This window comes from Acinetobacter sp. ABJ_C5_2, assembly GCF_044538485.1.
Classification (GTDB): domain Bacteria; phylum Pseudomonadota; class Gammaproteobacteria; order Pseudomonadales; family Moraxellaceae; genus Acinetobacter; species Acinetobacter nosocomialis_A.
The window spans coordinates 1-25,278 of the sequence record NZ_JBIUCS010000038.1 but is presented as its reverse complement, the minus strand read 5'-3'; the positions used below and the strand labels follow the sequence as shown (position 1 = coordinate 25,278).

Sequence of the window (25,278 nt, the reverse complement as noted above, 5' to 3'; positions counted from 1 at the left end):
CATCAAAATAATATTTATAAATGTTTTAATAAAATCCATTTATAAAATTGATAGTAATATTTTTACAATTAAAATGTTTTTTGGAATATGAGAAAAAGGCCCGATTTATTTCGAGCCTTTTTTATAAAATCTATAAATTAAATGCCTCGCCAATCAACTCGTGCATTTCTTTCAGTTTGATAAATTCTTAAAACATATTGTCCAAGCGGCAAATCAAGTAAACTTTTTTGATAATTGCTCCACTCTGGCGACACCTCTTCATCCTCTTCGGGTTCCCATGGCGTACCTTTTATTTCTAATAAAGGTGCAAGCATAGAACACACCGAAATATCAGCGAGACTTAAGCGGTCTCCAACCATATAACGTGCTTGGTTTTCAATGAGGTACTGATTCAACTCACTGATGAGTTCATCCATACGTTCTTTTGACTGGCTCACCACTTCCCCTTCAAGCTTATAGTTCTTCTTTACTAAAGTCTTGAGGAAAGGTTTTGATATTTTTTCAAACTGGCGCAAGTAACCTTGTTCGCCCATCATAATCTCTAGAGCATGGTCGCCGTGGGCTAAAGTATGGGCAAGTGCCCAACGACGTACATGTACACCCAGTTCATCTGCCAAACTATCTATCTTAAGTGTTTGCTGTCTAAGTTGCTCATCACGGCGTAAAAGTGCATGTTCTGGATAGGTATCATCCAGATAAAGCGCAATTTTAGTTGATTCAGCAATCCAGCGATGGTCATCTTTCAAAATTGGCAATAAATTTTGCCCTGTTTTGAGTTGTGCAAAAGCACGATGAAAGCCAGGAATCAAATTATGTGCAACGTAATCAAGTTCTTTATGGTCTAACAACCAGCGAGCTTTTTCACAATAATGAGATAAAGGAAACTGATACAAAACCCGCATAAAATCTCCACGTTTATTTTTATTTGACTATTCGTACAAAAATCGTCTTCGGTAAATAGATACTTTAGAAGCTATTTTTAATGAAAACAATGGATATTGTGCTCATTTTTCACTGACAGTTAGGTCTATATTTTTTATATCTTTTTTTACCGTACTTATAGCTCTTTTTCATATTAAAACTACTTTAGTAATTTATTTAGTAAACAAAATGCATAATTAATTGATTTTTAATATTTTTCTATATCTATATTTATCTATTAAAAATCAAAAAAAGTGCTTTGCATTTTTATTCATAAGCTGAGCATAAGTCCTCGTTTAGTGGAAAAATATTTCTTTTGTAAGGTAATGACAGCAATACAAGGTGTCATTATGTCTAATTCTCTATCTAAAACGACGGGATACGTCCAAGTCATTCAAAATGATCAACAAGCGATTAATGCTGCTTATCAAGTGGCTGATTTTGCTTTAGAGGGTCGTAATACACGTGATCAACAACGCTTATTACCGCATGAGCAAATCGAAAGCTTTAGCCAAAAAGGTTTAGGCGGAATTCGCATTGCAAAAAAATATGGCGGTGCTTTTGTTTCCAATAAAACTTTGGCTCAAGTTTTCCGTATTTTAAGTAAAGGCGACGCCAATGTTGGTCAAATTCCACAAAATCAGATTAGCCTGTTAAACCTCATCGAAATCTTGGGTACAGAACAACAAAAACAATTTATCTTTTCAGAAATATTAGCAGGCAAACGTCTTGCTAACGGGGGTCCAGAGCGTAATACACATGACTCAAAAACACTAAAAACCACGCTTACCATTGAAAACGGTAAATACATTTTAAACGGTGAAAAATTTTATTCGACTGGAACAAGTTTTGCGCATTGGCTCGCAATTAAAGCGATTCATCCTGAAGGTCATGTGGTTTTAGTCATTGTGAATCGAGAAGCTCAAGGTATTGAAGTCATTAATGACTGGAATGGATTTGGTCAGCGTACTACAGCAAGTGGTACGGTTAAATTAAATCATGTTGAAGTTAATCCAGAACTCATTTTTGATGAACGTTTATTAACTAAAGCCCCTACTTATCGCGGTGCTTATTCTCAGTTATTACAAGTTGCGATTGATGTAGGGATTGCAGAAGCTGCATTTGACGATACTTTATCGACTATTCATAAAGCACGTCCAATTATTGATGCAAATGTTGAAAAAGCCAGCTTTGAACATTACACCTTACAAGAAGTGGGTAAGTTAAATATTTTGCTCGATGCTGCAATCTTACTGCTTGATGAAGCTGCTGAATATTTAGATGAACTTGACCAACTTCAAACTGTGACTGATGAACAAGTAGCTAAAGCTTCAATTTTGGTTGCTGAAGCAAAGGTCTACGCCAATGATGCGGCTCTACAAATCTCTGAAAAACTACTAGAGCTAGGCGGTAGCCGTTCAAGTTTAAGCCAACATAATTTAGATCAACATTGGCGAAATGCCCGTGTACATACCTTACACGACCCTGTTCGCTGGAAATTACATGCCATTGGCAATTATTACCTTAATGGTCATTTCCCTGCCCGCCATGCCTGGATTTAAGGAGAAATTGTCATGACTTCATATCAATCGGTTCAAACTAAACAAACATCGGCATCTGGCCAAGCGCACATTATTCAAAATGATGCTGAAGCATTAGAAATTGCCAAACAGTTTGCTGAGCAATTTAAAAAAACCTCAGTTGAGCGAGACTCTAAACGAATTTTACCCTATACCGAAATCGATGCATTGAGCCAATCTGGTCTTTGGGCAATTACAGTACCAAAGCAATATGGCGGTGCCGAAGTTTCAAGCCATACCGTTGCTAAAGTGATTGCACTTTTAAGCGGTGCAGATGGTTCAATCGGACAAATTCCACAAAACCATTTCTATGCATTAGAAGTATTACGCAATACAGGCACAGAAGCTCAAAAACAACGTTTATATGGCGAAGTGTTAAATGGCACTCGCTTCGGTAATGCACTTGCTGAGTTTAAAACTAAAACTTCAACCCATAAACAAACCAATATCCGTCCTCACGAAAATGGATATCTCATTCAAGGTGAAAAGTTTTACTGCACAGGAAGTTTATTTGCTCACCGTATTCCAACCTTAGTTTTAGACGATGCAGGCCGAGAATATCTAGCCTTTGTAAAAAGTGGTTCACAAGGATTGAAACTAGTTGATGACTGGTCTGGTTTTGGACAGAAAACCACAGGCAGCGGCACAGTTAAATTTGATCAGGTTTTTGTCGATGCAGATGATGTTATTCCTTTTGATACTGCATTTTTACAACCAACCTTAGTGGGCCCTTTTGCGCAAATTATGCATGCATCAATTGAGGTAGGCATTGCACGTGCAGCCTTTGAAGAAAGTTTGCAAAGAGTGCATCAAGCGCGCCCATGGATTGATTCAAATGTAGAAACTGCAAATCAAGATCCTTTGACAATTTATGAGCTAGGACGCATTGCTGTCGATGTACGAGCTAGTGAAGTGTTATTAAAACAGGCAGCTCAATCAATTGATGCCGCAAAAATTGAAACCACACCTGAAAGCATTGCAAAAGCTTCAATTGATGTGGCCAAAGTGCGTGCTCATAGTACTGATATCGCACTCAAAGCATCGTCTAAGCTGATTGAACTTGCAGGAAGCCGTGGTAGTCAGTCACAAGATGGTCTAGACCGTTTCTGGCGAAATGCACGCGTACATACCTTACATGATGCTGCACGATGGAAATATTACTTTATTGGGAACTATGTTCTTAACGGTGTGCTTCCACCTCGTCGGGGGACATTGTAATGGCAGACTTTAAAGCAAAAGAAATTTTACTCAATGCATTTGATATGAACTGTGTTGGGCATATCAATCATGGCTTATGGACGCATCCACGTGATGAATCACACCGCTTTAATGAACTGAGCTATTGGACAGAACAAGCCAAAACTTTAGAAAGTGGTTTATTCGATGGTTTATTTATTGCGGACATTACAGGTGTGTATGACGTCTATCAAAATGGTATTGATCTGACTTTAAAAGAGTCCATTCAGCTTCCGAGCCATGACCCATCTACACTCATTTCAGCTATGGCGGCAGTCACTCAAAACTTAAGTTTTGGGGTCACTGTGAACTTAAGCTATGAGCATCCATATCAGTTTGCCCGCCGCTTTGCGAGTCTTGACCATTTAACTCAAGGTCGTATTGGCTGGAATATTGTGACAGGTTATCTAGATAGTGCGGAACGCTTAATTGGTCAAAAAGGTTTAAAAGACCACGATGCTCGCTATGAACAAGCCGAAGAATTTTTAGAGCTTTGCTATAAATATTGGGAAGGTTCATGGGAAAACGACGCTGTTAAAAAAGATAAAGTACAGCGTGTTTTTACAGATCCATCTAAAGTTCACACTATTCACCACCACGGAAAATATTACCAAAGTGAAGGTGTGTTTCAGGTGTCTCCTTCTGTGCAACGAACCCCAACACTCTTTCAAGCAGGTGCTTCACCCAAAGGCATGCAATTTGCGACTCGCCATGCTGAGTGTGTATTTATTGGCGGCGACAAACCCGACAAAATACGCGAACAAGTGAAAAAAATTCGTACTCTTGCAGAACAGCAAGGCCGTTCAGCGGATGACATTAAAGTCTTTGTCGGTATAACTGTTGTTGTGGCCGAAACACATGATCTGGCTGTACAAAAACTTAATGAATATCGTCAGTATGCAAGTCCTGAAGCAGGCCTCGCGCATTATGCGAGTTCAACTGGCATCGACTTAAGTAAATTTGCCGACGATGAAGCGATTCCTTACCAAAAAAGTAACAGTATTGTTTCGATTACCGAAAAGTTTAAAGAACAGCAAATCACAAAAAATGACTTAAAAGCTCAACATGTTTTAGGTGGCCGTTATCCCCTTATTGTGGGTAGTGGCGAAGAAGTTGCTGAATACTTAATTCATCTTTTAGATGAGACCGATATTGATGGCTTTAATTTGACACGTACAGTTGCACCTGAGTCTCACCACGACTTTATTCGCTTGGTCATTCCTGAACTACAGCAACGTGGTCGCTATAAAACTGCATATAAAACGGGTTCACTACGGAACAAAATTTTTAATCGGGGTGATCAATTACCAGAACAACACCCTGTTCAAGCGTTCCGATGTAGTCCCTATAACAACAGCAAAAACCTAACAAAAATTGAAGAAATAACCGCTTAAATTTGGAGATAGACATGGCTCAAACAGCCTCTAAAAAATGGCTAGGCGTAGGCTTAGTCGTTGTAGTCCTTTTTGTTGCTTTATTCTTATGGAATAAACATCGTCAAAGTGGCTCAAATGAACTTGTGATTGGCATTAGTCCACCATTTGCAAAACCTTTACAAGCTGCTGCCGATGAAGCAAAGAAACAAGGTTTAAATGTAAAACTTGTCGAATTTTCTGACTGGAATACACCAAACATTACTTTAAATCATGGGGATATTGATGCGAACTTTTTCCAGCATCAACCTTTCTTAGACAATGCAATTAAAGAAACTGGCTTTAAATTAAAGGCATTTGCAGTAGGTGCCGCCTCACATGTAGGACTTTATTCAAAGAAATATAAAAGCTTAGATGAATTGCCACAAAACGCACGTGTAGTCATTCCAAATGATCCAGTGAATCAAGGTCGTGCCCTACTACTTTTACAACAAGCTAAATTAATTACGCTTAAAGATTCAAACAATCATTTATCTGCACTTAAAGATGTTGTTTCAAACCCTAAAAACTTGCAATTCATCGAGGTTGAAGGGCCACAGACTGCTCGTGCAATTGATGACGTTGACTTGGCTTTTGGCTATCCACATTACTTACGCTTAGCAAAAACAGCTGACCCTAATAGTGCACTTTTACTTGATGACAATACCAATAAACGTTATGCCATTTTGTTTGTAGTGCGTGATGACTACCAAGATAAGGGCGACAAATTAAAGAAATTTGTTGAGATCTATCAAAACTCGCCAAAAGTTAAAGCTGTGTTAGATGCTGAGATTGGGCCAAAACTTTGGTTCCCTGGCTGGAAGTAATAACGGAAAGATTATGGCGATTCAGTTCAAACAGCATAAGCCTTGGTTACTCGGAATTACGATTGTTATCGTAGTTCTGGGCCTTGTCGGTTACCGCTATATTAAAAATAAACAAGCCGATGATGTTTTAACAATTGGCATTAGCCCACCGTATGCTGAGTTATTACAAAGCGTTGCCAATGAAGTAGAAAAGCAAGGCGTTCATGTCAAACTCGTTGAATTTTCTGACTGGCGAGCACCAAATGTTGCCGTACAAAACGGTGATATTGATGCAAACTTTTTCCAGCAAAGCGTATTTCTACGTAATGCTGTTAAAGAAACGGGCTATGACTTACATGCATTTGGTGTGGGCTCAGGAAGTCATGTCGGTTTATATTCAAAAAAATATAAATCACTTGAAGACTTACCTTCAAATGCACGTGTTGTTATTCCAAACGATCCCGTCAATTTAGCACGTGCTTTAATTTTATTACATCGTGCAGGTTTAATTCAGCTTAAAGATATAAATAATGAGCTTTCAACAACCCAAGACATTATTGCTAATCCTAAACAGCTGAGCTTTGTTGAAGTTGAAGGTCCTCAAACCGCACATGCATATAACGATGTCGATTTAATTTTCGGCTTCCCTCACTACTTAAAAATGGCAAAGGTAACCGACCCACATAGCGCATTATTTTTAGATCCAATCGATAAAAAATATGCAATTTTGTTTGTGACCCGTCGCGATTACCAAGATAAAAACCAAAAACTTGCAACCTTTGTTAAAGCATTCCAGAACTCAAAACAAGCACAAGACATTCTGGATAAAGACTTTGGCCAAGGTATGTGGTTTCAAGGCTGGAAATAAGGAGAATGACAATGGTGAGTTTTGGATCACAAGTTGATTTTTCTCTACCCCATATCAAAATTCGTGGTTTAAATAAGTTTTACCAATCGCAGGGTCAAAAACTGCATGCTTTAAAAGAGATTAACCTTGATATCCCACAAGGTAAGATTTTAGGTATTATTGGTAAAAGTGGTGCGGGAAAATCTTCCTTACTCCGCACTTTAAATGGCTTAGAACAAGTGAATAGCGGCAGCATTCATATACATCAACAAAACATTGCTGAATTGAGCCATGCCGAGCTCATCCAAACCCGTCAACGGATTGGAATGATTTTCCAACATTTCAATTTAATGTCTGCAAAAACGGTTTGGGAAAATGTGGCATTGCCCTTAAAAGTTTCCAATTACAACAAAGCAGATATCGATGAGCGTGTAAATGAAGTTTTGGCACTCGTAGGTCTTGCAGATAAGTCTGGCTACTACCCATCGCAACTTTCAGGCGGACAAAAGCAACGTGTCGGTATTGCACGTGCACTTGTTCACCACCCAGAAATTTTACTTTGTGATGAAGCCACCTCGGCACTTGACCCTGAAAGTACCGCCACTATTTTGGCTTTACTTAAAAAGATTAATCAGGAGCTGGGTCTTACTATTGTACTCATCACTCACGAAATGCAGGTCATTCGAGAAATTTGTGATCAAGTGGTGGTGATTGATCAAGGTGAAATTGTAGAGGCTGGGCAAGTCTGGTCTGTATTTTCACGACCAGAGCAACAAATTACCCAAGAGTTGTTAAACCTAGAGCAGATCACTCTGCCTTTTAAAATCAGTCCTCTAGCCGATGAAGATTCAACTCATATTATTGTAAAACTGAAATATGAGGCTGAAGCACATCTGGTTCCCGATATACAAGAGCTACTTGCTAGATTTAAAGCACCCGTCAATTTATATCAAAGTCAGGTCGATACCATTCAAGGGCACATTATTGGTTCACTTTTAGTCGGTATTCCTAACGTAGAAATTGATCTTTCATCTATACGACAAGACGCATCAACTGCAATTGCACAATTTGAGGTACTTGGCTATGCACGACCAGCTCATTGATTTATTAATTACTGGAACTGTAGATACCTTACTCATGGTAGGTGCATCTGCATTTATTGCTTTTTTAATTGGCTTACCTATTGCTGTTGTTTTAGTCAGTACATCTGAGCACGGCATTCACCCGTCACAAAAGATTAATCAGGCTTTGGGTTGGGTAATCAACATTACTCGCTCTGTACCCTTTCTAATTTTAATGGTTGCACTTATTCCGCTTACTCGCTGGATTGTGGGTACAAGTTATGGCGTTTGGGCAGCCGTTGTTCCATTGACGATTGCGGCAATTCCCTTCTTTGCTCGTATTGCAGAAGTCAGCTTACGTGAAGTCGACCAAGGCTTAATTGAAGCTGCACAAGCCATGGGTTGTAACCGTAAACAAATTATTTGGCACGTGCTTTTACCAGAGGCTTTGCCGGGTATTGTGGCAGGCTTTACCGTAACTATTGTGACTATGATTAACTCATCTGCGATTGCTGGTGCTATTGGTGCAGGTGGTCTAGGAGACATCGCATATAGATATGGCTATCAACGTTTTGATATGCAAATTATGTTGGCTGTAATTTTTGTGCTTATTGTTTTAGTCATGTTAGTACAAGCAACTGGCGATGCATTAGCCCAGCAACTTGATAAACGTAAAGTTTAAAAGCAATACAACCCCGCTCTAGCCATGACTTTGTCATGGCTTTCATGTAAAATCAGCGACAATTTTTAATTTACACATTTGTGAGTGGTTTTCATGGGTTTTAATTGCGGTATTGTTGGTCTGCCAAACGTAGGGAAATCTACCCTTTTCAATGCATTAACGAAAGCAGCGATTGCAGCGGAAAACTTCCCTTTCTGTACCATTGAACCAAACACAGGTATTGTTCCTGTACCAGATCCACGCTTAGACAAACTTGCTGCGATTGTTAAACCACAGCGTATTTTGCCAACTACAATGGAATTTGTGGACATTGCAGGTCTTGTTGCTGGTGCATCAAAAGGTGAAGGCTTAGGTAACCAATTCCTTGCTAACATCCGTGAAACTGATGCAATCGCTCATGTTGTACGTTGTTTCGAAGACGAAAACGTAATTCACGTAAATGGTAAAATTGATCCGTTAGACGACATCGCAACTATCAATACTGAACTTGCGCTTGCCGATCTTGAAACTGTTGCTAAAGCAATTTTACGTTTAACTAAAGTTGCTAAAGGCGGTGATAAAGAAGCTGTAGCAACTAAAGCAGTTTTAGAGAAAATCCAACCTTTACTTGACGAAGGTAAACCAGCTCGCGCGGCTGATTTGTCTGATGACGAACGTAAATTAGTGCGTGGTTTTGGTTTAATGACTTTAAAACCAACCATGTATATTGCAAACGTTGCAGAAGATGGTTTTGAAAACAACCCACACTTAGACGCAGTTAAAAAACTTGCGGCTGAAGAAAACGCTATCGTTGTTCCTCTTTGCAACCAGATTGAAGCTGAAATTTCATTATTAGAAGATGAAGATCGTGCTGAGTTCTTAGAAGCAATGGGTATGGAAGAACCAGGCTTAAATGTGGTTATTCGTGCAGGTTATGCACTTTTAGGTTTACAGACTTATTTCACTGCTGGTGTACAAGAAGTACGTGCATGGACAGTAAAAGTTGGTGCAACTGCCCCTCAAGCGGCTGGTGTGATTCATACTGACTTCGAAAAAGGCTTTATCCGTGCTGAAGTTGTTGCATATGACGACTTCGTACAATACAACGGTGAAAACGGCGCTAAAGAAGCTGGTAAATGGCGTTTAGAAGGCAAAACTTACGTTGTTCAAGACGGCGATGTAATGCACTTCCGTTTTAACGTATAAGTTAAAGTTTAAGAAAGAAAAAGCCCCATCATATTGGGGCTTTTTTTTATTGTTAATGACTTAAATCCATCGCCTCTCGTTTACTGCGCGCCTCTTGTAAAATACGCGCATGCAAAGGCTTTCTAAAACCTAGCATAAATATAAATTCTGCCAATACAAATAATGGCCCTATGGCAAGTCCAATCACATCATCAACAAAAGCTGGTTTTTTCTTTTCGAAATAATGCCCAACAAACTGAAAGACCCAACCCACCACAAAGAAACCAATACTTGCCGCTAACCATTGTCCTAAGGATAATTGAGCAATTTGGCTCGCCAGTGGATACACAGCGGCTAAAAGAATCAGCATAATTACGCCAAAAACTTTATCTAAAATGAAATAATAGATCGTACTAACTGCAATCAACACTACAGCTAAAGTCAGTTTAAAACTGCCAATATCGACTCCAGCTCTCGCAGTTAAACATAAAATTGAAAATACAATAAGTGGAATTCCAACAAAATGCGTCAAAATATTTTGATGGTTTAAATGATAAGCCGCATATTGGCTCAGTTTCTGCTCCAGATTTGACATGAGTTATTCCCTATTCACCTATCTATAGTCATACTGTACAAACAAGGAAAATTTAAAGTTGTCAGCTATTTGACAAAGTAATGATTTTTTCATGGATGGGCTGATATTGGATCTTATTTATATTAATCGATTAAAAGAAAACACATGGTTTAGTGTGCTTCCGGAGGCATTCCAAAATTTTATTTTAGAACATGGTAAGCAAAGAACCTTTGAAAAAAACAATTATGTGTTTCGTGCTCAAGATGAGTTTGATGGTATTTATACTGTGCTCGAAGGCTCAATTAGCTTGGGGTATGTCGATGTAAACGGTAATGAAGCCCTTTCTGCAATTGCTGAGCCAATTATGTGGTTTGGTGAAATATCGCTGATTGACCATGAACCGCGTTCACACGATGCGATTGCTTTGAAAAAAAGTATCGTTCTACATATTCCTGCAAAACCATTAAATGAGCTACTCAAGGACAATCCATATTATTGGTACTACTTCGCGCGCTTAACCAGTCAAAAGCTCAGATATGTTTTTTTAGAACAGATTGCTATCCAAACACGCAGTATTTCTCAAAGACTTGCTCAACGTCTGCTGTTTATTTTAGAGGGGTATGGTAATCACATTTTTATCCAAGAAAAGCAAATTCACATTTCTCAAGAGCAATTAGCCAATATGCTAACTACTTCAAGACAGACCATTAACCACGAATTGAACTTGTTAGAAAAACAAAATATTATTAAAATTGCCTTTAGAAAAATTGAAATTTTAGATATCGAAAAATTAAGTTTAATTGCAAAATCTAATACTTAAAGGTGCTATATAATAAAAACTTAAAATTAAATTAAAAAATCAGATAACACTGCAAAATAAAACATTGTTCAAACTCTATTTCACAAAATAAATATTCCAAAGCAGAAATTTTCATTTTAAACTCAGACTGAGCAATAATACTCAAAAACTCAACAAGGCGCTGATTAACATGAAAAAATTATCAACAATTCTTACAGCTGGCGTATTGGCAATGTTAAGTGTTTCGGCATTTGCATGTCCAAAGGGAACTCAACTCCAAGGAGGAACTGGACCACATCATAAAGGCGGTAAATGTGTTGCTGTAAGCGGCAAACCTACTGCTCAAAAAGCAAAAAAAGAAGCTGAAAAAACAAAACAAGATGTTAAAAAAGATATGAATGAGCAGAAACATGCTGCAATGACTAGCGCAACTCACGCTAAACAAGAAGCAAACCATGCTACTCACCAAATGAAACAAGATGCTGTAAAAACTGCAAACACTGCTAAAACTGCGACAAAACCATAATTAATATTGATTAATTTATGAGTTAAAAAAGCGAGATTCAAAATCTCGCTTTTTTATATGCAGTGACTTTATTTTGGAGATGTATTTCCTAAATTTGGATTTGCAATTGCATCTTTACACTGCTGTTTATCACGCTCGTAATCAGCCTGTTTTTGAGCCACAGAATTTGAATTTTCCATAGTTTCTCTTGCCCACACATCTAGACTCGTTAAAGCTTTACGGCAAAGCGCATATTTTCCTTCAGTTACCGAATCTGTCATTTTTACATTAATACGCCAATCCGTACTGAGCTGACGTAGCGGTTTACGAACCTTATCATTTATCTGACTAAGCTGTTTTCCATAGACTAAAGGATCAACCGTGTTAATTAATGTCCATGCCTTATTTGCATAGACCGTTGCATCATTGGTTAATTTCGGCGCTGGTTTAATTTCAACTTTTTTATCCGTGCTCTGATTCCCATTATCACAGCCTTGCAATATAAATACGCTCGCACTCAAGATGGCGATATAAATTAAACGAGTCTTTGATTTGAACATATCAAACTGCCGAATTAAACATTTCGGCACTATGCTATTAAATTCGGCTACAATACTCAATCTTTCAAGTTTTTATAATTGTTTTCCTGCCAAGGTGCATTGTGTCAAATCAACAACAGATGGCTGCTCAAACAGCAACTTTTTGGCAAGGTGCCAAAGATAGTCAAGCCATCGTACTTACCTATTTACCCGTTTCTTTTGCTTTTGGCGTTTCAGCATCTCAGTTTGGTTTTAGTCCGTGGGAAGCATTTTTTCTTTCTTGCTCGATGTATGCCGGAGCTAGTCAATTTCTGGTTGTGGCACTTTTAGCCAGTGGTTCATCTATTTGGTTAACTGCCCTAACGGTTATTGCACTTGATATTCGCCATGTCCTTTATGGTCCAGCGCTCTATAACCTAATTCCGAATAAACTGAACTTAAAAAAGACAGCTGTTTGGGCTTGGGGTCTTACAGATGAAGTTTTTGCAAGTGGAATGATTCAGCTTTCACAGCGCAAGCAGCAATGGTCTGAATCTTGGATGTTAGGTTTAAGTCTGTTCAGCTGGATGTCGTGGGCAAGTGGTTCGTTGTTAGGTGGACTATTTGCAGATCAAGTCGCTCATCTTCCAAAATTTTTACAAGCAGCTTTAGACTTTTTATTACCAGCTTTATTTTTAAGCTTTTTGCTCGCAGCTTTTGAGCGCAAACATACTTTAGTCGTTGCAGTATCTTTAGTCGTTTCAGCCTTGGCCTGTTATTGGATTAACTTATCTGCTGCTATTTTTATTGGGATTTTTTCAGGCATTTTAGCGGGTCTATTTAAACATTATGTGCTGAAACAGTTTGATGAGGTTGAAGCCTAATATGAACTTAGAAATTATTTTGGTCGGTATTATTGTTGGTATTGCCAATTTTGCTTCACGCTTTGGACCATTTTTCGTTATACAAAAACTACAAGGTACTCATCAAAAACGTGGTTCTGTCTGGATAAAAATTGCATTGGGAAGTATTGGTATATCTGCAATTAGTGCAATGCTCGTGGTTGCCACTCTTCCACCACTTCTTAAAAATCCAGATAAAAGTTTAGCTATGCTCATCGGCTTTCTGGTTTTAGCAGGTCTTTATTTTAAATTTAAGAAAATTGTTCCAGCAACGTTAACTGCTGCGCTCGTTTATGGCTTGATCTACACTTATTTACCTTTATAAATAGATAAACTTATCAACCTTATATAATATATAAATACTAGAAGTGATTAAGAATAATAACTTCTAGCATGAAAACTCATTTTTGAAATTTATTAAAAGATAACACCATCTAGCGATTAGAGATAAAAATGTCACAAGTTAAAATTTATGCAAATGAACAAACCATCATGCAGTATCGAGAAATGCTTTCTCATGCAGTTCATCAGGCGCTGATTGAAGAGTTGAAATACCCAATCGAGAAGAGATTTCAAAGGTTTATTAGCCTTAAACCGGAAAACTTTATCTATCCTTCAGATCGAAGCCAGCACTACGTTATTATTGAACTTTCAATGTTTACTGGCCGAAGTACCGAAGCCAAGAAAAGACTAATTCAAACTTTATTTCGTAATATTGAACAGTATTGCCGAATTGCCCCACAAGACATTGAAATCACTATTTTTGAAACTCCTAAAGAAAATTGGGGCATCCGTGGTCAAAACGCAGATGAATTACGTTTAAATTATCAAGTTAACGTTTAAAAACGACTTACTGCATTGTCTGACAAAATTCATTTTTTTATGCGTTATAAGGCTTAACTCCACCATAAGTTCTGCTATGCTTAAAAAAATAATTTTGTCAGGATGATTCGCATGAGCGTGACACTCGGTACCCCACTTCAATCTTCTGCATTTAAAGTTTTATTGTTAGGTTCAGGAGAGCTTGGCAAAGAAGTTGTAATTTCTTTACAACGCCTTGGTGTTGAAGTACATGCAGCCGACCGTTATGATCACGCACCAGCCATGCAAGTTGCACACTTTTCTTATGTGTTAAACATGGCTGATCCTGCTCAATTAAAACAGCTCATTGAAAAAGTTAAACCGAATTTAATTGTTCCAGAAATTGAAGCAATTGCGACAGAAGTTTTGCTTGAGATTGAAGCTAACCAAACAGCAACTGTCATTCCTTCTGCTAAAGCTGTAAACCTCACCATGAACCGTGAAGGTATTCGTCGCCTTGCGGCTGAAGAGCTTGGTTTACCTACTTCTGCTTATCGTTTTGCTGACTCTTTAGAAAGTTTCCGTGCTGCTTGTGATGACATTGGTTATCCAAACTTTGTAAAGCCAGTCATGTCATCTTCAGGTAAAGGTCAGTCTCGTGTAAAAAGTTTTGATGAAGTCGATGCGGCTTGGGAATATGCAATGCAAGGTGGCCGTGTTAACCAAGGCACTGTCATTATTGAGTCTCAAATTGATTTTGATTTTGAAATTACCTTACTTACCGTTCGTGCTAAAAACCCTGAAACTGGTGAAATCGAAACTCACTACTGTGACCCAATTGGTCACCGCCAAGATGCAGGCGATTATGTAGAAAGCTGGCAACCTCAACCCATGACCCCTGCTGCACTTGAAGAAGCAAAACGTATTGCAAATAAAGTGACAACAGCACTTGGTGGCTGTGGTATTTTTGGTGTAGAACTGTTTATTAAGGGCGATAAAGTTTGGTTCAGTGAAGTTTCACCTCGTCCACACGACACAGGACTTGTAACTTTAGCGTCTCAGTATCAAAGTGAATTTGAACTGCATGCACGTGCCATTTTAGGTTTACCTGTAAACACAGCGCGTCACAGTGTGGCCGCAAGCGCCGTAATTTATGCGGGTGTAGATGCCAACAATTTAAGTTATAGCAATCTGAATGTAGCTTTAGCTCATCCAGATACCGACTTACGTTTGTTTGGTAAACCAGAAGGTTTCAAACGTCGTCGTATGGGTGTTGCAACTGCTCGTGCTGAAAATACTGATCTTGCTCGTACTTTAGCGAAAGAAACCGCTGATCAAGTAAGCGTTCAAACAAACTCTTAATTTTTACTTATTGGTAGACCCATTTTCATGATCAATACATCGCCATTGTTGAACTATGTCTCAAGTCATCATGATATTAAAGCCATTAATCAGTGGCGAACGGATGTAGAAAAGCAATTGCAAGATTCATATGAAAATGGGCAATCTATTCGTGAAGTTATTAAAGCCCGTTCAGATCTAGTTGATGAGGCACTGATCTTTTTATGGAAACATGCTGAACTCGATCAGACTGAATTAGGTCTTTTTGCTGTAGGTGGTTATGGGCGCCGTGAAATGCTGCCCTACTCTGACGTCGATATCATGATTTTGTCAGAACATGAAATCAGTGAAGAAAATGAAAAACGCATCTCTACTTTTATTTCTTCATTATGGGACGTTGGAAACTTTAAACCGGGCATTAGCGTTCGTACTATTCAAAGTTGTGTTGAGCAGGCTGCTACCGATTTAACCGTTGCAACTACACTCATTGAAGCGCGTTTAATTACAGGTAATACTCAACTTGCAAGATGGCCTCGCCGCATTGTTTCGCAGACGTGGACAGATAAAACCTTTTATGACGCAAAAATGGCAGAACAAGCTAAGCGTTACCACCAACACAACAATACTGAAAGCAATTTAGAACCTGACATTAAAAATGCGCCTGGCGGTATTCGCGATATTAATCAGATTGGTTGGATTGCCAAACGCCACTTTCGTGTAAACCGTATTTATGACTTAGTACATTTAGGCTTTATTTCAGAATTTGAGCTGGGTGTTTTAGAAGAAGCTGAAAGTTTTCTTTGGGAAATTCGTCACCATTTACACCGTTTAGCGAAACGTGACGAAAACCGTTTGCTTTTCGATCACCAAAGAGAAATCGCCGCAAAATTTGGCTATGTTCGTCAAGAAGGTCAACCTGTAAATTACGGCGTTGAGCAGTTCATGAAACGCTACTACCGTACGGCGCAACAGGTTTCGACACTGAATGAAATGCTACTGGCGTATTTTAGCGAATCGGTGATTACACCTCGACTACCCAACTACGAACGCAAAATTGAAGTTGTTAACGATCACTTTAAGATTGTCGATAATAAACTTGCCGTACAGCATCATAAAATATTCGCTGAGCATCCAAGCGCGATTTTAGAGTTGTTCTATATTTTAGCAAATAGACCAGATATCGAAGGTATTCGTGCTCGTACTTTACGCTTACTTATTCTTGCAGCAAAAAGAATTAACCAAAGTTACCGTAATAACCCAGAAAACCAAGCATTGTTTATGTCGATTATTCGCTCACCATATCGTCTATACGATACCTTGGTTGCGATGAAACGTTATGGTGTTTTAGGAAACTATATTCCTGCTTTTGGTCAAATTATGGGTCTTATGCAATATGACCTATTCCATATCTATACGGTTGATGCCCATACTTTATTATTGCTGCGCAATTTAAACCGTTTTAGAGAGCCAGAGTTTGCTAAAGAGTTTCCTGTTGTAAGTTCGGTTTTCCAACGTCTTGCGCGTCAAGATATTGTATTTATTGCTGCTTTATTCCATGACATCGCAAAAGGTCGTGGTGGTGATCATAGCGAACTCGGTGCCGAAGATGCGATTGAGTTTGGGCGTGCACATGGCTTTACAGAACGTGAATGCAAATTAATTGCATGGTTGATTCAAAACCATTTGCTCATGTCACTCACTGCTCAGAAAAAAGATATTTCTGATCCAGACGTCGTAAAAGATTTTGCAGAAAAACTTGGCGATATGGAGCATCTCGATTATCTATACACCTTAACGGTTGCCGACATTAATGCTACAAATCCAAAACTTTGGAACACATGGCGTGCATCACTTATGCGTCAGCTTTATACGCATGCCCGTGATGTAATCCGTACTGGTTTAGGTCGTCCTGTTGACTATCAAATGCTGATTGAAGACACCAAATTTGCAGCAAGTGAATTACTCGTGAATAACTTCGCATTGGCAGATGTCGAAAAAGTATGGCAAGAACTTGGTGATGAATACTTCATTAAAGAATCGGCCGATGAAATTGCATGGCACACACAAGCTATTTTAAAACACGGCGATAACCCTGAGCCATTAGTCCTCTTACGTGCTCACCGTAAAGCAGCTCAAGATGCGGTACAAATCTTTATTTATACGCGTGATCAACCTAACCTGTTTGCTACAACCGTTGCCGTTTTAGACCGAATGAACCTAGACGTTCAGGACGCAAAAATTATCACGGCAAGTACAGCATTTAGCTTAGACACCTATGTTGTACTCGATCGTTTCGGTACATTGCTTACCGACCCAGAACGCGAAGAAACGGTTAAAAATGCATTAGTGAAGGCACTTAGCCAACCAGACCAATACCCGGGACTCATGCAACGCCGTATTCCACGTCAATTACGTCACTTTGACATTGAAAATACAGTCGACGTTACATTGAATGAAGCTTTACAGCAAAACATGGTCGAAATTTCAACACTTGACCATCCCGGCCTACTTGCACGTGTAGGTGGTTTATTTATGATGCAAGGTTTAGACATCCATTCAGCTCGAATTGCAACTTTAGGTGAACGTGCAGAAGATATTTTCTTTGTCACCAAAAAAGATGGAAAACCACTGAATCACGAAGAGGTTAAACTCTTCTCGGAAAAACTGAAAGCTGCATTAGATGAAGCATCTAATCAAATTTGTCAGCACTGAAACTCAACTACTTGGTAACTGTTTAATGAACTCTAGCTTGTCGTTATTACATCCGTATCCATTTGAAAAGTTAAACCAACTTTTTAAGGATATTACCCCAGCTAACCTTCCCTTGATTCCTCTATCAATTGGCGAACCGAAGCACCCAGCACCAGAGTTTGTTAAACAGGCTATTATTGATAACTTTAACCATCTATCCACTTATCCAAACAGTAAAGGCTTACCTGAGCTTCGTCAAAGTATTGCAGACTGGCTAACTAAGCGTTTTAAACTGAATAGTATTAGTGCTGAAAACCACATTTTGCCAGTATCTGGTACGCGTGAAGGAATTTTCTCTTTTGTTCAGGCATTAATTAACCGTGAAGATGCACCGTATGTGGTAATGCCGAATCCGTTTTATCAAATTTATGAAGGTGCAGCATTACTTGCCGGCGCAAAGCCATACTTCATTAATTGCACAGAAGAAAACGGATACTTAGGTGACTTTGATGCGGTACCAGCAGAAGTATGGGAAAAAACAGCCCTTCTTTTTGTATGTACACCGGGGAACCCAACAGGTACTGTGCTTTCTAAAGAACAATTTAAAAAGCTAATTGCATTATCTGATCAATATAATTTTGTTATTGCTTCTGATGAATGTTATTCAGAACTTTGGTTCGATCAAGCACCTACAGGTTTATTAGAAGTTTGTGCTGAACTTGGACGTGATGACTACAAAAACTGTATCGTCTTCCATTCACTTTCAAAGCGTTCAAACTTACCAGGTATGCGCTCAGGTTTTGTAGCTGGTGATGCTGATTTATTAAAACCATATTTGCAATACCGTACCTATCATGGTGCAGCAATGCCTGTTCAACATCAACTTGCATCAATTACAGCATGGAATGATGAAGAGCATGTTGAAGAAAACCGTAAGCAATATCGTGCAAAATTTGACTTATTCCAATCTGAACTAGGTCATTTACTTCCATTACAAAAACCTGATGCTGGTTTTTACTATTGGCTAAAAGTGGATAATGATGAAACTTTTGCCAAAATGCTGATGGAAAAAGCACACATTAAAGTTTTACCGGGTCGTTATCTATCTCGTGATACCGAACAAGGCAACCCAGGAGCCAACCATGTACGCATGGCTTTAGTAGCAGACTTGGCACAATGTGAAGAAGTCGTTAAGCGTTTAAAAGCAGTTCTTTAAGTCTATTCTTAGCAGTTGTACAGCCTTTTACTCAGGTTGTACAACTGGGCTATAACACTATTTATATGTAATCAAAAGCACAGCAAAAATAATAAAAGCAATACTAGAACAGTAGTATAAACCTGTCGCAGAGCGCTTAATTTTGTCTAAAACCTGCCCCTGAGCAAGTAATCCAACTAGTAGAATATTCCAACCAAGAACGACACTGACCATCCATACACTCATGAGCAGTTTTTGAATTAAGCTAAACTTATATTGTATAAGCAGCATCAAACTACTATAAAACATAACATTTTTAGGATTTAGAAGACTAGACTGCACACCTAACATTAAACTTTTAATTTTGTTTTGCTTAAAGTTGGCTTGATCACTTAAATTATTGTCTTCAGTTGAAAAAGATAAAACACTAGATCTGGCTGCCTTAAAGCAAAGAAAACTCAAATAAGCTAAATAAGCTGCACCAAGCCATTTCAATAATGTAAGAATGCTACTGCTCAAATCTCCAAGCAGCATAAAACCAAACAAACATGCAGCTAAAATTAAAGCATTTCCGAAAGTAATGCCCAAAACAACACCATAGGTATAACCGCGTCCTTTTTGCAGAAGACTAGTGAGAATTAAAAAGAAATCTGGACCCGGCGATAACAATGCTAAGAAATGAGTAAATGCGATAACTAAAAAAACTTCCATAACAGCTTCATCTATAAAACAGTCTGGAAAATCTTAAAAATAGAAGCGAATTATTTCTTGTAAATTATTGCGCGGCTGCAAGTTGGAACTGTCGAGGAGTAACACCCGTATGAGCTTTAAATGCTTTATGAAAATGACTTTGATCACTAAAGCCTAAAGTGACAGCCAGCTCTGCGAGTGAAATTCCTTGTTTAAGGAGTTCTCGAGCTTGGTTAATCTTTAAATTTATTTGAAAGGCATGTGGTGTTAAACCAACATTGGCTTTAAATAGCCGTATGATTGCGTATCTGCTCAAACCAACCTGCTGGGCAAGTTCCTCTAAAGAAATAAAATTCTCAGAAGAAGTAATCACATTGACCAAATTTAGAAAATCTTTATATAAATATTGAGGTTTTTGTATTTCTTCTAAAATAAAATGAGGCAATAACAAATGTATAAGACAATGAAGAAGCGATTGTTCTTTTTCAAGAATTAATTTTTGCGAATCAAATAGTGTCTCATTCATTTCAGTAAAAGCTTCATATAAAGAGTCGTCCTTTATAATGAGCGGCTTATGCTGAGGTAGATGCAAATCAAAACCTTGTTCTTGAAATTCTGAATATAACTGACTTAACCAAGCTATATTCAAATGCAGCATTTGGTAACTCCAAGCCTCATTTGACTTCGGGTTACAAGAATGTTCAATATGTGCGGGCACAATAACTAGAGTACCCGCAGAGATCTCTTGTGCAGTGCCAAAAGAACTTTGAAAAACACTATTCCCTTCATCTATAGCCCCAATAGAAAATGTTGGATGACTATGAGACTTATAACATGTTCGGCTAAAACACGACTTTCGAGTTTCAACATATGGCATTCGCCGATCTTGCCAAAACTCAAAAGTTTGAGGAAGAGCGTTCATTGAATTGATTAGCCCGCTAATGCTTTTTCAATATCGGCTTCTAATGCTTCTGGTTTGGTTGTAGGCGCATAACGATTCAAAACTGAGCCATCTTTGCCAACTAAAAACTTGGTAAAGTTCCATTTAATGCTACTGCTTCCCAAAATTCCTTTTGCTTCACGTGTTAAATATCTAAAAATCACATGAGCTTCTGGCCCTTTTACATCTACTTTGGCAAACATAGGGAACTTCACCCCATAATTTCGCTGGCAGAATGCTCCGATTTCTTTATTATTTCCTGGATCTTGCCCACCAAACTGATTGCAGGGAAAACCTAAAACTTCTAAACCTTGATCTTTATATTTTTCATAAAGTTTTTCGAGACCTGCAAATTGTGGAGTAAAACCACATTTACTGGCAGTATTTACAATTAATAAAACTTTACCTTTGTAATCAGCAAATTGCTTAATATCACCTTCTAACAATTCAGCTTCAAACTGATAAATGTTACTCATGGATAAGTTTCCTCGTCATTTTTTTCTTGTGTTTTAAGTTGTAATGATGCCGAGTTCACACAGTAGCGCAAACCAGTCGGCTGTGGTCCATCTTCAAAAACATGCCCAAGATGAGCTTCGCAATCATGACAAACAATTTCTGTTCTGACCATACCATGCGTTAAATCTTCATGTTCTTCAATGACTGTTCCATTTACTGGACGAAAGAAACTTGGCCAGCCGCAACCGCTATCGTATTTTGCATCTGACGAGAACAATTCCGCGCCACAACAACGACAAACATAAGTACCATGTTGCTTAGTGTTCCAGTATTGCCCCGTAAAAGCTGGTTCAGTGCCCTTTTGTCGCGTTATCCGATATTCTTCTGGTGATAACTCTCTTTGCCATTCCCGGTCTGTTTTATTAACTTTTCCCATGAGCTGCACCTTTTATTCTGATGTAAACATAAATTGATAATCGTATTTTATATTTACGCCATTCATCAAAAAAACACTAGTCTCTGAACGTAAAATTTGTTGGAATTTAATCATCTAAGTAATAGAAAGCAAAAAGTAAGCAAATTACAAAAATAAAAGTAAGCAGATTTGTGCTTTATTTTCTTTTAAGGAAGCAAAGATGGTGCTATTCTTGTTTGGCACGGTTGTATAGGACAAAACATGTCTCAGAAAAAAAGTGTGCTTTTCCAGCAACTATTACCAGTTATCAAACAGTATCAGCAAGCGGGCTTTACCCATGAAAAAATTGTTGAATTACTAAAAGATCAACACGATCTGAATTTGGTGACAGTTAAAACATTTAAAAGTTATTTATACCGATATGCAAAAGTGAATCCAGCTATGTCTAAAAATACTGCTACTCTCCAATCTATGCCAACTTCTCGTGAAATTAAGAAATCATCGAAGCTTGAGCATGTTTGCTATGACATTCGCGGACCTGTATTACGAGCCGCCAATGAAATGGAAGAGCAAGGACATAAAATCATTAAGCTAAATATCGGCAACCCTGCTCCATTTGGTTTTGAAGCACCACAAGAAATTATTAATGACGTTGCTTTAAACCTGCCAAATGCAATTGGCTATGTTGATTCGAAAGGTATCTTTCCAGCACGTAAAGCGATCTGCCAGTATTACCAGCAAAAAGGCATCCTAAATATGCACGTTAATGACGTGTATATTGGTAACGGTGTGTCTGAACTTATTGTCATGGCTATGCAAGGCCTACTTGATGATGGCGATGAAATGCTCATTCCAATGCCGGATTATCCGCTTTGGACAGCAGCCGTTAATCTTTCAGGTGGTACTGCCATTCACTATAAATGTGATGAAGAAAACAGTTGGTATCCAGATATTGCCGATATTGAAAGTAAAATTACTTCAAATACTCGCGGTATTGTGATCATTAACCCGAACAATCCAACAGGCTCGGTATATCCGCGCCACGTGCTTGAACAAATTGTGGCACTTGCCAAGAAATACGACCTCATTCTATTTGCTGACGAAATTTACGACAAAATTGTTTATGACGGAATTGAGCACGTTTCAGTTGCCTCTTTAGCCGGCGATCAGCTATGTATTTCGTTTAATGGCTTATCAAAAGCTTATCGTATTGCGGGTTTCCGTTCAGGTTGGATGGCAATCACAGGCGATAGAAGTCGTGCATTAGATTATATTGAAGGCCTGGACATGTTGGCTTCTATGCGTTTATGTGCAAACGTACAAGCTCAATATGCAATTCAAACTGCTCTTGGTGGCTATCAATCCATTAATGACTTGATCCGCCCGGGTGGTCGTTTATATGAACAGCGCAATATCGCATGGGAAATGTTAAATGAAATTCCTGGGGTAAGCTGTGTAAAACCAGAAGGTGCAATGTATTGTTTCCCACGACTTGATCCTAATATTTACCCAATCGAAGACGATGAAAAATTAATGTTAGATTTACTTCGTGCCGAAAAAGTACTTTTAGTACAAGGAACGGGATTTAACTGGCCAACACCAGACCATTTCCGCGTTGTTTTCTTACCAGCAGAAAATGAATTACGTGAAGCAATTGGTCGTTTAGGTCGTTTCTTAGCAAATCGCCGTTAAAAAATGCATAATAAAAAAGGCATCTTAAATTAGATGCCTTTTTTGTTTTTTATATCATCTATATATGCATTTAAAATTTATTCACTTCTATTTAAAAAAATTAATAAATTAAATTAATATATTGATTCATATATATTTTTAACAAATTTAATTCACCACTTTTCCTCCTTAAAAAGAAACCTAGATTTTTTACCATTCGATTAAATTATTATATTTTTCCTCTATTTGCTTTTTAGTAATTATGCAAAAAATGCATGAGTTGATATTTTTTTGCATTTCACACTGCTTCAAAATCGAGCAACAATCCCTTTCCATAACAACATCACCATATTCGATTCGGTTAACACTGATGCAGATTTAGGAAGATGAAATCAGTTAAAGGACCGAACTGAAGTTACAAGGAAAGCTTTTCAATCATCTTAGCCCATCTAAAAGATGATTGAACCCAAAGGATAGAGGTTCATATGAAGCAAAAGAAATTGCTCAAGTATATTGTGGTTGCTATTTTATTAGGAGTATTGACGGGTTGGATCTGTCACCACTTCTTTAACGAAGGTGAGCAACTGAAGCAAATCGCTTCTTATTTTAATATCGTCACAGATATCTTTTTACGTCTCATCAAAATGATTATTGCACCATTGGTATTTGCCACAATTGTGTCTGGCATTGTATCTATGGGTAAATCAACTTCTATTGGTAGTATCACGCTTAAGTCAATGACTTGGTTTATTACTGCGTCGTTTGTATCACTTGCAATCGGTATGGGCTTAGTCAACTTTTTCCAACCTGGCGCAGCATTAAATTTAGTATTACCAACAGCTCAAGAACTCAGTAGCGCCACTCTCCCAGCGACTACTGGCTTTACACTACAGTCATTCTTAAGCCATGTATTCCCGCGCAGTATTGCAGAAGCCATGGCGAACAATGATATTTTACAAGTGCTTGTATTTGCTATTTTCTTTGGTTCAGCACTTGCTTATGTCAATCAGGGTAAAGAAAAAGACTCCGTTATTATTCGTCTAACGGATGAACTCAGTAAAATCATGTTCCGTATTACTGATTACGTCATGAAATTTGCACCTGTAGCAGTGTTTGCAGCGATTGCATCTGCAATTACTGTACAAGGCCTAGGCTTAATTGTTGACTACGGTATTTTAATTGCAGAGTTCTACTTCGGTCTTTTATTACTTTGGATCATTTTGTTCTCTGTTGGTGCAATCGTACTTAAAAAAGATATCTTCCGTTTAGGTAAGTTAATTCGTGAACCTGTAACACTTGCTTTTGCTACAGCTTCGAGCGAATCGGCTTATCCAAAAGTTATGGATGCCCTAAATAAGTTCGGTGTGCCTAAAAAAGTGACCAGTTTCGTTTTACCTTTGGGTTATTCATTTAACCTAGATGGTTCAATGATGTACACCACATTTGCAGTACTCTTTATTGCGCAGGCTTACCATATTGATTTGAGCTTCACCCAGCAAATCTTAATTTTGTTAACGCTTATGGTCACAAGTAAAGGTATTGCAGGTGTTTCGAGAGCTTCTATTGTGGTGATTTCAGCAACCCTGACGATGTTCCATTTACCTGAAGCTGGCATTTTATTATTGCTCGGAATTGACCAATTCCTAGATATGGGTCGCACCGCTACAAATGTGGTTGGTAATAGTATTGCTACCGCAGTCGTCGCAAAACTTGAAGGTGACAAAGTTGCTGATATTGAAGAGTCACCTGAACCTGTATTAATTAAAACAACACAAGAACAAACGATCGCTTAAGTTTCTCTTTTCTCCCACTCTCCCAACTAAAGAGCAATTTTATATGACCAATAAAATTGCTCTTTTTTTTATTCTAAAATTAAACAATCAAAATTTACGGACATTTTTATATTAAATAATAGTCTCAAAAATAGATTTTAACTCCTATTAAATTTCTCAAATCCAAACCTTAAAAAAAGAATAAAAACCAAACAATCAAAATTTATATTTTTAAAAATAAAGATCAAATGCTTACTTTTTAATTCAAGTTATTTCTTATTATTTATATTAAATAACTG

General features: G+C 38.1%; 25 protein-coding genes. 18 read left to right on the top strand and 7 right to left on the bottom strand.

The features are described from left to right. Positions 1-137 precede the first annotated feature (137 nt). Positions 138-902 carry a glutathione S-transferase family protein gene (locus tag ACH8JV_RS17975; protein WP_002050156.1) on the bottom strand — a complete coding sequence of 255 codons (765 nt, stop codon included), beginning with the start codon at positions 900-902 and terminating at the stop codon, positions 138-140. Positions 903-1,247: 345 nt separating this feature from the next. Here ACH8JV_RS17975 and ACH8JV_RS17970 point away from each other — a divergent pair, with 345 nt between their 5' ends. The 8 genes from ACH8JV_RS17970 (at position 1,248) to ychF (ending at position 9,730) form a co-directional block, all read left to right on the top strand. Then, entirely contained in the window at positions 1,248-2,483 is a 1,236-nt protein-coding gene (locus ACH8JV_RS17970) for an SfnB family sulfur acquisition oxidoreductase (protein WP_396522896.1), read from the top strand. Between the two features lie 12 nt (positions 2,484-2,495). Then, on the top strand, positions 2,496-3,719 hold the full coding sequence (locus tag ACH8JV_RS17965) for an SfnB family sulfur acquisition oxidoreductase (RefSeq protein WP_005120072.1): 1,224 nt from the start codon (positions 2,496-2,498) through the stop codon (positions 3,717-3,719). Then, entirely contained in the window at positions 3,719-5,131 is a 1,413-nt protein-coding gene (locus tag ACH8JV_RS17960) for an LLM class flavin-dependent oxidoreductase (RefSeq protein ID WP_396522894.1), read from the top strand. The genes ACH8JV_RS17965 and ACH8JV_RS17960 overlap by 1 nt, the downstream gene beginning before the upstream one ends. A 14-nt stretch (positions 5,132-5,145) precedes the next feature. Then, positions 5,146-5,976: a MetQ/NlpA family ABC transporter substrate-binding protein gene (locus tag ACH8JV_RS17955; RefSeq protein WP_077164057.1), complete on the top strand. Its 831-nt coding sequence runs from the start codon at positions 5,146-5,148 to the stop codon at positions 5,974-5,976. A 13-nt stretch (positions 5,977-5,989) separates the two neighbouring features. After that, complete coding sequence (locus ACH8JV_RS17950; RefSeq protein ID WP_396522892.1) at positions 5,990-6,823, top strand: MetQ/NlpA family ABC transporter substrate-binding protein; 834 nt, start codon at positions 5,990-5,992, stop codon at positions 6,821-6,823. Between the two features lie 5 nt (positions 6,824-6,828). Then, the gene (locus ACH8JV_RS17945) at positions 6,829-7,905 is read left to right on the top strand and encodes a methionine ABC transporter ATP-binding protein (RefSeq protein ID WP_396522890.1); all 1,077 of its coding nucleotides are present in this window, start codon (positions 6,829-6,831) and stop codon (positions 7,903-7,905) included. Further along, a complete protein-coding gene (locus ACH8JV_RS17940) occupies positions 7,886-8,545 on the top strand; it encodes a methionine ABC transporter permease (RefSeq protein ID WP_004792864.1) in 660 nt (219 codons plus the stop codon). Before ACH8JV_RS17945 ends, ACH8JV_RS17940 begins: the two co-directional genes overlap by 20 nt. Positions 8,546-8,638: 93 nt before the next feature. Continuing rightward, positions 8,639-9,730 (top strand): redox-regulated ATPase YchF, encoded by a 1,092-nt coding sequence (gene ychF, locus ACH8JV_RS17935; RefSeq protein ID WP_004642544.1) that lies wholly within the window; start codon positions 8,639-8,641, stop codon positions 9,728-9,730. A 52-nt stretch (positions 9,731-9,782) separates the two neighbouring features. On the opposite strand, the gene ACH8JV_RS17930 is transcribed toward ychF, so the two are convergent. Then, on the bottom strand, positions 9,783-10,304 hold the full coding sequence (locus ACH8JV_RS17930; protein WP_396522888.1) for a DUF962 domain-containing protein: 522 nt from the start codon (positions 10,302-10,304) through the stop codon (positions 9,783-9,785). Between the two features lie 91 nt (positions 10,305-10,395). Between ACH8JV_RS17930 and ACH8JV_RS17925 the strand changes: the two genes are divergently transcribed. Further along, positions 10,396-11,103, top strand: a complete 708-nt coding sequence (locus ACH8JV_RS17925) for a Crp/Fnr family transcriptional regulator (RefSeq protein ID WP_396522886.1) — start codon at positions 10,396-10,398, stop codon at positions 11,101-11,103. Positions 11,104-11,272: 169 nt separating this feature from the next. After that, complete coding sequence (locus ACH8JV_RS17920; protein WP_396522884.1) at positions 11,273-11,608, top strand: hypothetical protein; 336 nt, start codon at positions 11,273-11,275, stop codon at positions 11,606-11,608. A 68-nt stretch (positions 11,609-11,676) separates the two neighbouring features. On the opposite strand, the gene ACH8JV_RS17915 is transcribed toward ACH8JV_RS17920, so the two are convergent. Continuing rightward, entirely contained in the window at positions 11,677-12,147 is a 471-nt protein-coding gene (locus ACH8JV_RS17915; RefSeq protein WP_396522882.1) for a hypothetical protein, read from the bottom strand. A 119-nt stretch (positions 12,148-12,266) separates the two neighbouring features. On the opposite strand from ACH8JV_RS17915, the gene ACH8JV_RS17910 reads away from it, so the two are divergent. From ACH8JV_RS17910 to dapC, 6 genes are all read left to right on the top strand, one after another. Further along, a complete protein-coding gene (locus ACH8JV_RS17910) occupies positions 12,267-12,989 on the top strand; it encodes an AzlC family ABC transporter permease (RefSeq protein WP_396479529.1) in 723 nt (240 codons plus the stop codon). Between the two features lies 1 nt (position 12,990). Continuing rightward, complete coding sequence (gene ygaH / locus ACH8JV_RS17905; protein ID WP_396479387.1) at positions 12,991-13,332, top strand: L-valine transporter subunit YgaH; 342 nt, start codon at positions 12,991-12,993, stop codon at positions 13,330-13,332. A gap of 128 nt (positions 13,333-13,460) precedes the next feature. Then, complete coding sequence (locus ACH8JV_RS17900) at positions 13,461-13,850, top strand: tautomerase family protein (RefSeq protein WP_396522880.1); 390 nt, start codon at positions 13,461-13,463, stop codon at positions 13,848-13,850. Between the two features lie 102 nt (positions 13,851-13,952). Further along, positions 13,953-15,170 (top strand): formate-dependent phosphoribosylglycinamide formyltransferase, encoded by a 1,218-nt coding sequence (purT, locus tag ACH8JV_RS17895; RefSeq protein ID WP_311071455.1) that lies wholly within the window; start codon positions 13,953-13,955, stop codon positions 15,168-15,170. A 27-nt stretch (positions 15,171-15,197) separates the two neighbouring features. Next, the gene (gene glnD / locus ACH8JV_RS17890) at positions 15,198-17,861 is read left to right on the top strand and encodes a [protein-PII] uridylyltransferase (protein WP_396522878.1); all 2,664 of its coding nucleotides are present in this window, start codon (positions 15,198-15,200) and stop codon (positions 17,859-17,861) included. Positions 17,862-17,886: 25 nt separating this feature from the next. Further along, positions 17,887-19,056, top strand: a complete 1,170-nt coding sequence (gene dapC / locus ACH8JV_RS17885; protein WP_396522900.1) for a succinyldiaminopimelate transaminase — start codon at positions 17,887-17,889, stop codon at positions 19,054-19,056. A gap of 57 nt (positions 19,057-19,113) precedes the next feature. Here dapC and ACH8JV_RS17880 read toward each other — a convergent pair whose 3' ends face one another. The 4 genes from ACH8JV_RS17880 to msrB form a co-directional block, all read right to left on the bottom strand. Beyond that, entirely contained in the window at positions 19,114-19,746 is a 633-nt protein-coding gene (locus ACH8JV_RS17880; RefSeq protein WP_396522876.1) for a LysE family translocator, read from the bottom strand. Between the two features lie 64 nt (positions 19,747-19,810). Beyond that, positions 19,811-20,656 (bottom strand): AraC family transcriptional regulator, encoded by an 846-nt coding sequence (locus ACH8JV_RS17875; RefSeq protein WP_396522898.1) that lies wholly within the window; start codon positions 20,654-20,656, stop codon positions 19,811-19,813. Beyond that, complete coding sequence (locus ACH8JV_RS17870; RefSeq protein ID WP_002050111.1) at positions 20,656-21,141, bottom strand: glutathione peroxidase; 486 nt, start codon at positions 21,139-21,141, stop codon at positions 20,656-20,658. Before ACH8JV_RS17870 ends, ACH8JV_RS17875 begins: the two co-directional genes overlap by 1 nt. Beyond that, positions 21,138-21,557 (bottom strand): peptide-methionine (R)-S-oxide reductase MsrB, encoded by a 420-nt coding sequence (msrB, locus tag ACH8JV_RS17865; RefSeq protein ID WP_004702186.1) that lies wholly within the window; start codon positions 21,555-21,557, stop codon positions 21,138-21,140. The genes ACH8JV_RS17870 and msrB overlap by 4 nt, the downstream gene beginning before the upstream one ends. A 240-nt stretch (positions 21,558-21,797) precedes the next feature. Between msrB and ACH8JV_RS17860 the strand changes: the two genes are divergently transcribed. Next, a complete protein-coding gene (locus tag ACH8JV_RS17860) occupies positions 21,798-23,228 on the top strand; it encodes a pyridoxal phosphate-dependent aminotransferase (protein WP_396522874.1) in 1,431 nt (476 codons plus the stop codon). 464 nt (positions 23,229-23,692) lie between these two features. Further along, positions 23,693-25,000 carry a dicarboxylate/amino acid:cation symporter gene (locus tag ACH8JV_RS17855; RefSeq protein ID WP_263613521.1) on the top strand — a complete coding sequence of 436 codons (1,308 nt, stop codon included), beginning with the start codon at positions 23,693-23,695 and terminating at the stop codon, positions 24,998-25,000. Positions 25,001-25,278: the final 278 nt, after the last annotated feature.

Bases quoted from the DNA above. Each gene is read 5' to 3' on its own strand.
- ACH8JV_RS17930 (WP_396522888.1), bottom strand. From the start codon at position 10,304: ATGTCAAATCTGGAGCAGAAACTGAGCCAATATGCGGCTTATCATTTA.
- ACH8JV_RS17925 (WP_396522886.1), top strand. From the start codon at position 10,396: ATGGATGGGCTGATATTGGATCTTATTTATATTAATCGATTAAAAGAA.
- ACH8JV_RS17855 (WP_263613521.1), top strand. From the start codon at position 23,693: ATGAAGCAAAAGAAATTGCTCAAGTATATTGTGGTTGCTATTTTATTA.
- ACH8JV_RS17915 (WP_396522882.1), bottom strand. From the start codon at position 12,147: ATGTTCAAATCAAAGACTCGTTTAATTTATATCGCCATCTTGAGTGCG.
- ygaH (WP_396479387.1), top strand. From the start codon at position 12,991: ATGAACTTAGAAATTATTTTGGTCGGTATTATTGTTGGTATTGCCAAT.
- msrB (WP_004702186.1), bottom strand. From the start codon at position 21,557: ATGGGAAAAGTTAATAAAACAGACCGGGAATGGCAAAGAGAGTTATCA.
- ACH8JV_RS17860 (WP_396522874.1), top strand. From the start codon at position 21,798: ATGTCTCAGAAAAAAAGTGTGCTTTTCCAGCAACTATTACCAGTTATC.
- ACH8JV_RS17900 (WP_396522880.1), top strand. From the start codon at position 13,461: ATGTCACAAGTTAAAATTTATGCAAATGAACAAACCATCATGCAGTAT.
- glnD (WP_396522878.1), top strand. From the start codon at position 15,198: ATGATCAATACATCGCCATTGTTGAACTATGTCTCAAGTCATCATGAT.
- ACH8JV_RS17870 (WP_002050111.1), bottom strand. From the start codon at position 21,141: ATGAGTAACATTTATCAGTTTGAAGCTGAATTGTTAGAAGGTGATATT.
- ACH8JV_RS17960 (WP_396522894.1), top strand. From the start codon at position 3,719: ATGGCAGACTTTAAAGCAAAAGAAATTTTACTCAATGCATTTGATATG.
- ACH8JV_RS17945 (WP_396522890.1), top strand. From the start codon at position 6,829: ATGACAATGGTGAGTTTTGGATCACAAGTTGATTTTTCTCTACCCCAT.
- ACH8JV_RS17920 (WP_396522884.1), top strand. From the start codon at position 11,273: ATGAAAAAATTATCAACAATTCTTACAGCTGGCGTATTGGCAATGTTA.
- ACH8JV_RS17950 (WP_396522892.1), top strand. From the start codon at position 5,990: ATGGCGATTCAGTTCAAACAGCATAAGCCTTGGTTACTCGGAATTACG.
- dapC (WP_396522900.1), top strand. From the start codon at position 17,887: ATGAACTCTAGCTTGTCGTTATTACATCCGTATCCATTTGAAAAGTTA.
- purT (WP_311071455.1), top strand. From the start codon at position 13,953: ATGATTCGCATGAGCGTGACACTCGGTACCCCACTTCAATCTTCTGCA.
- ACH8JV_RS17910 (WP_396479529.1), top strand. From the start codon at position 12,267: ATGGCTGCTCAAACAGCAACTTTTTGGCAAGGTGCCAAAGATAGTCAA.
- ACH8JV_RS17970 (WP_396522896.1), top strand. From the start codon at position 1,248: ATGACAGCAATACAAGGTGTCATTATGTCTAATTCTCTATCTAAAACG.
- ACH8JV_RS17955 (WP_077164057.1), top strand. From the start codon at position 5,146: ATGGCTCAAACAGCCTCTAAAAAATGGCTAGGCGTAGGCTTAGTCGTT.
- ACH8JV_RS17880 (WP_396522876.1), bottom strand. From the start codon at position 19,746: ATGGAAGTTTTTTTAGTTATCGCATTTACTCATTTCTTAGCATTGTTA.
- ACH8JV_RS17940 (WP_004792864.1), top strand. From the start codon at position 7,886: ATGCACGACCAGCTCATTGATTTATTAATTACTGGAACTGTAGATACC.
- ychF (WP_004642544.1), top strand. From the start codon at position 8,639: ATGGGTTTTAATTGCGGTATTGTTGGTCTGCCAAACGTAGGGAAATCT.
- ACH8JV_RS17965 (WP_005120072.1), top strand. From the start codon at position 2,496: ATGACTTCATATCAATCGGTTCAAACTAAACAAACATCGGCATCTGGC.
- ACH8JV_RS17975 (WP_002050156.1), bottom strand. From the start codon at position 902: ATGCGGGTTTTGTATCAGTTTCCTTTATCTCATTATTGTGAAAAAGCT.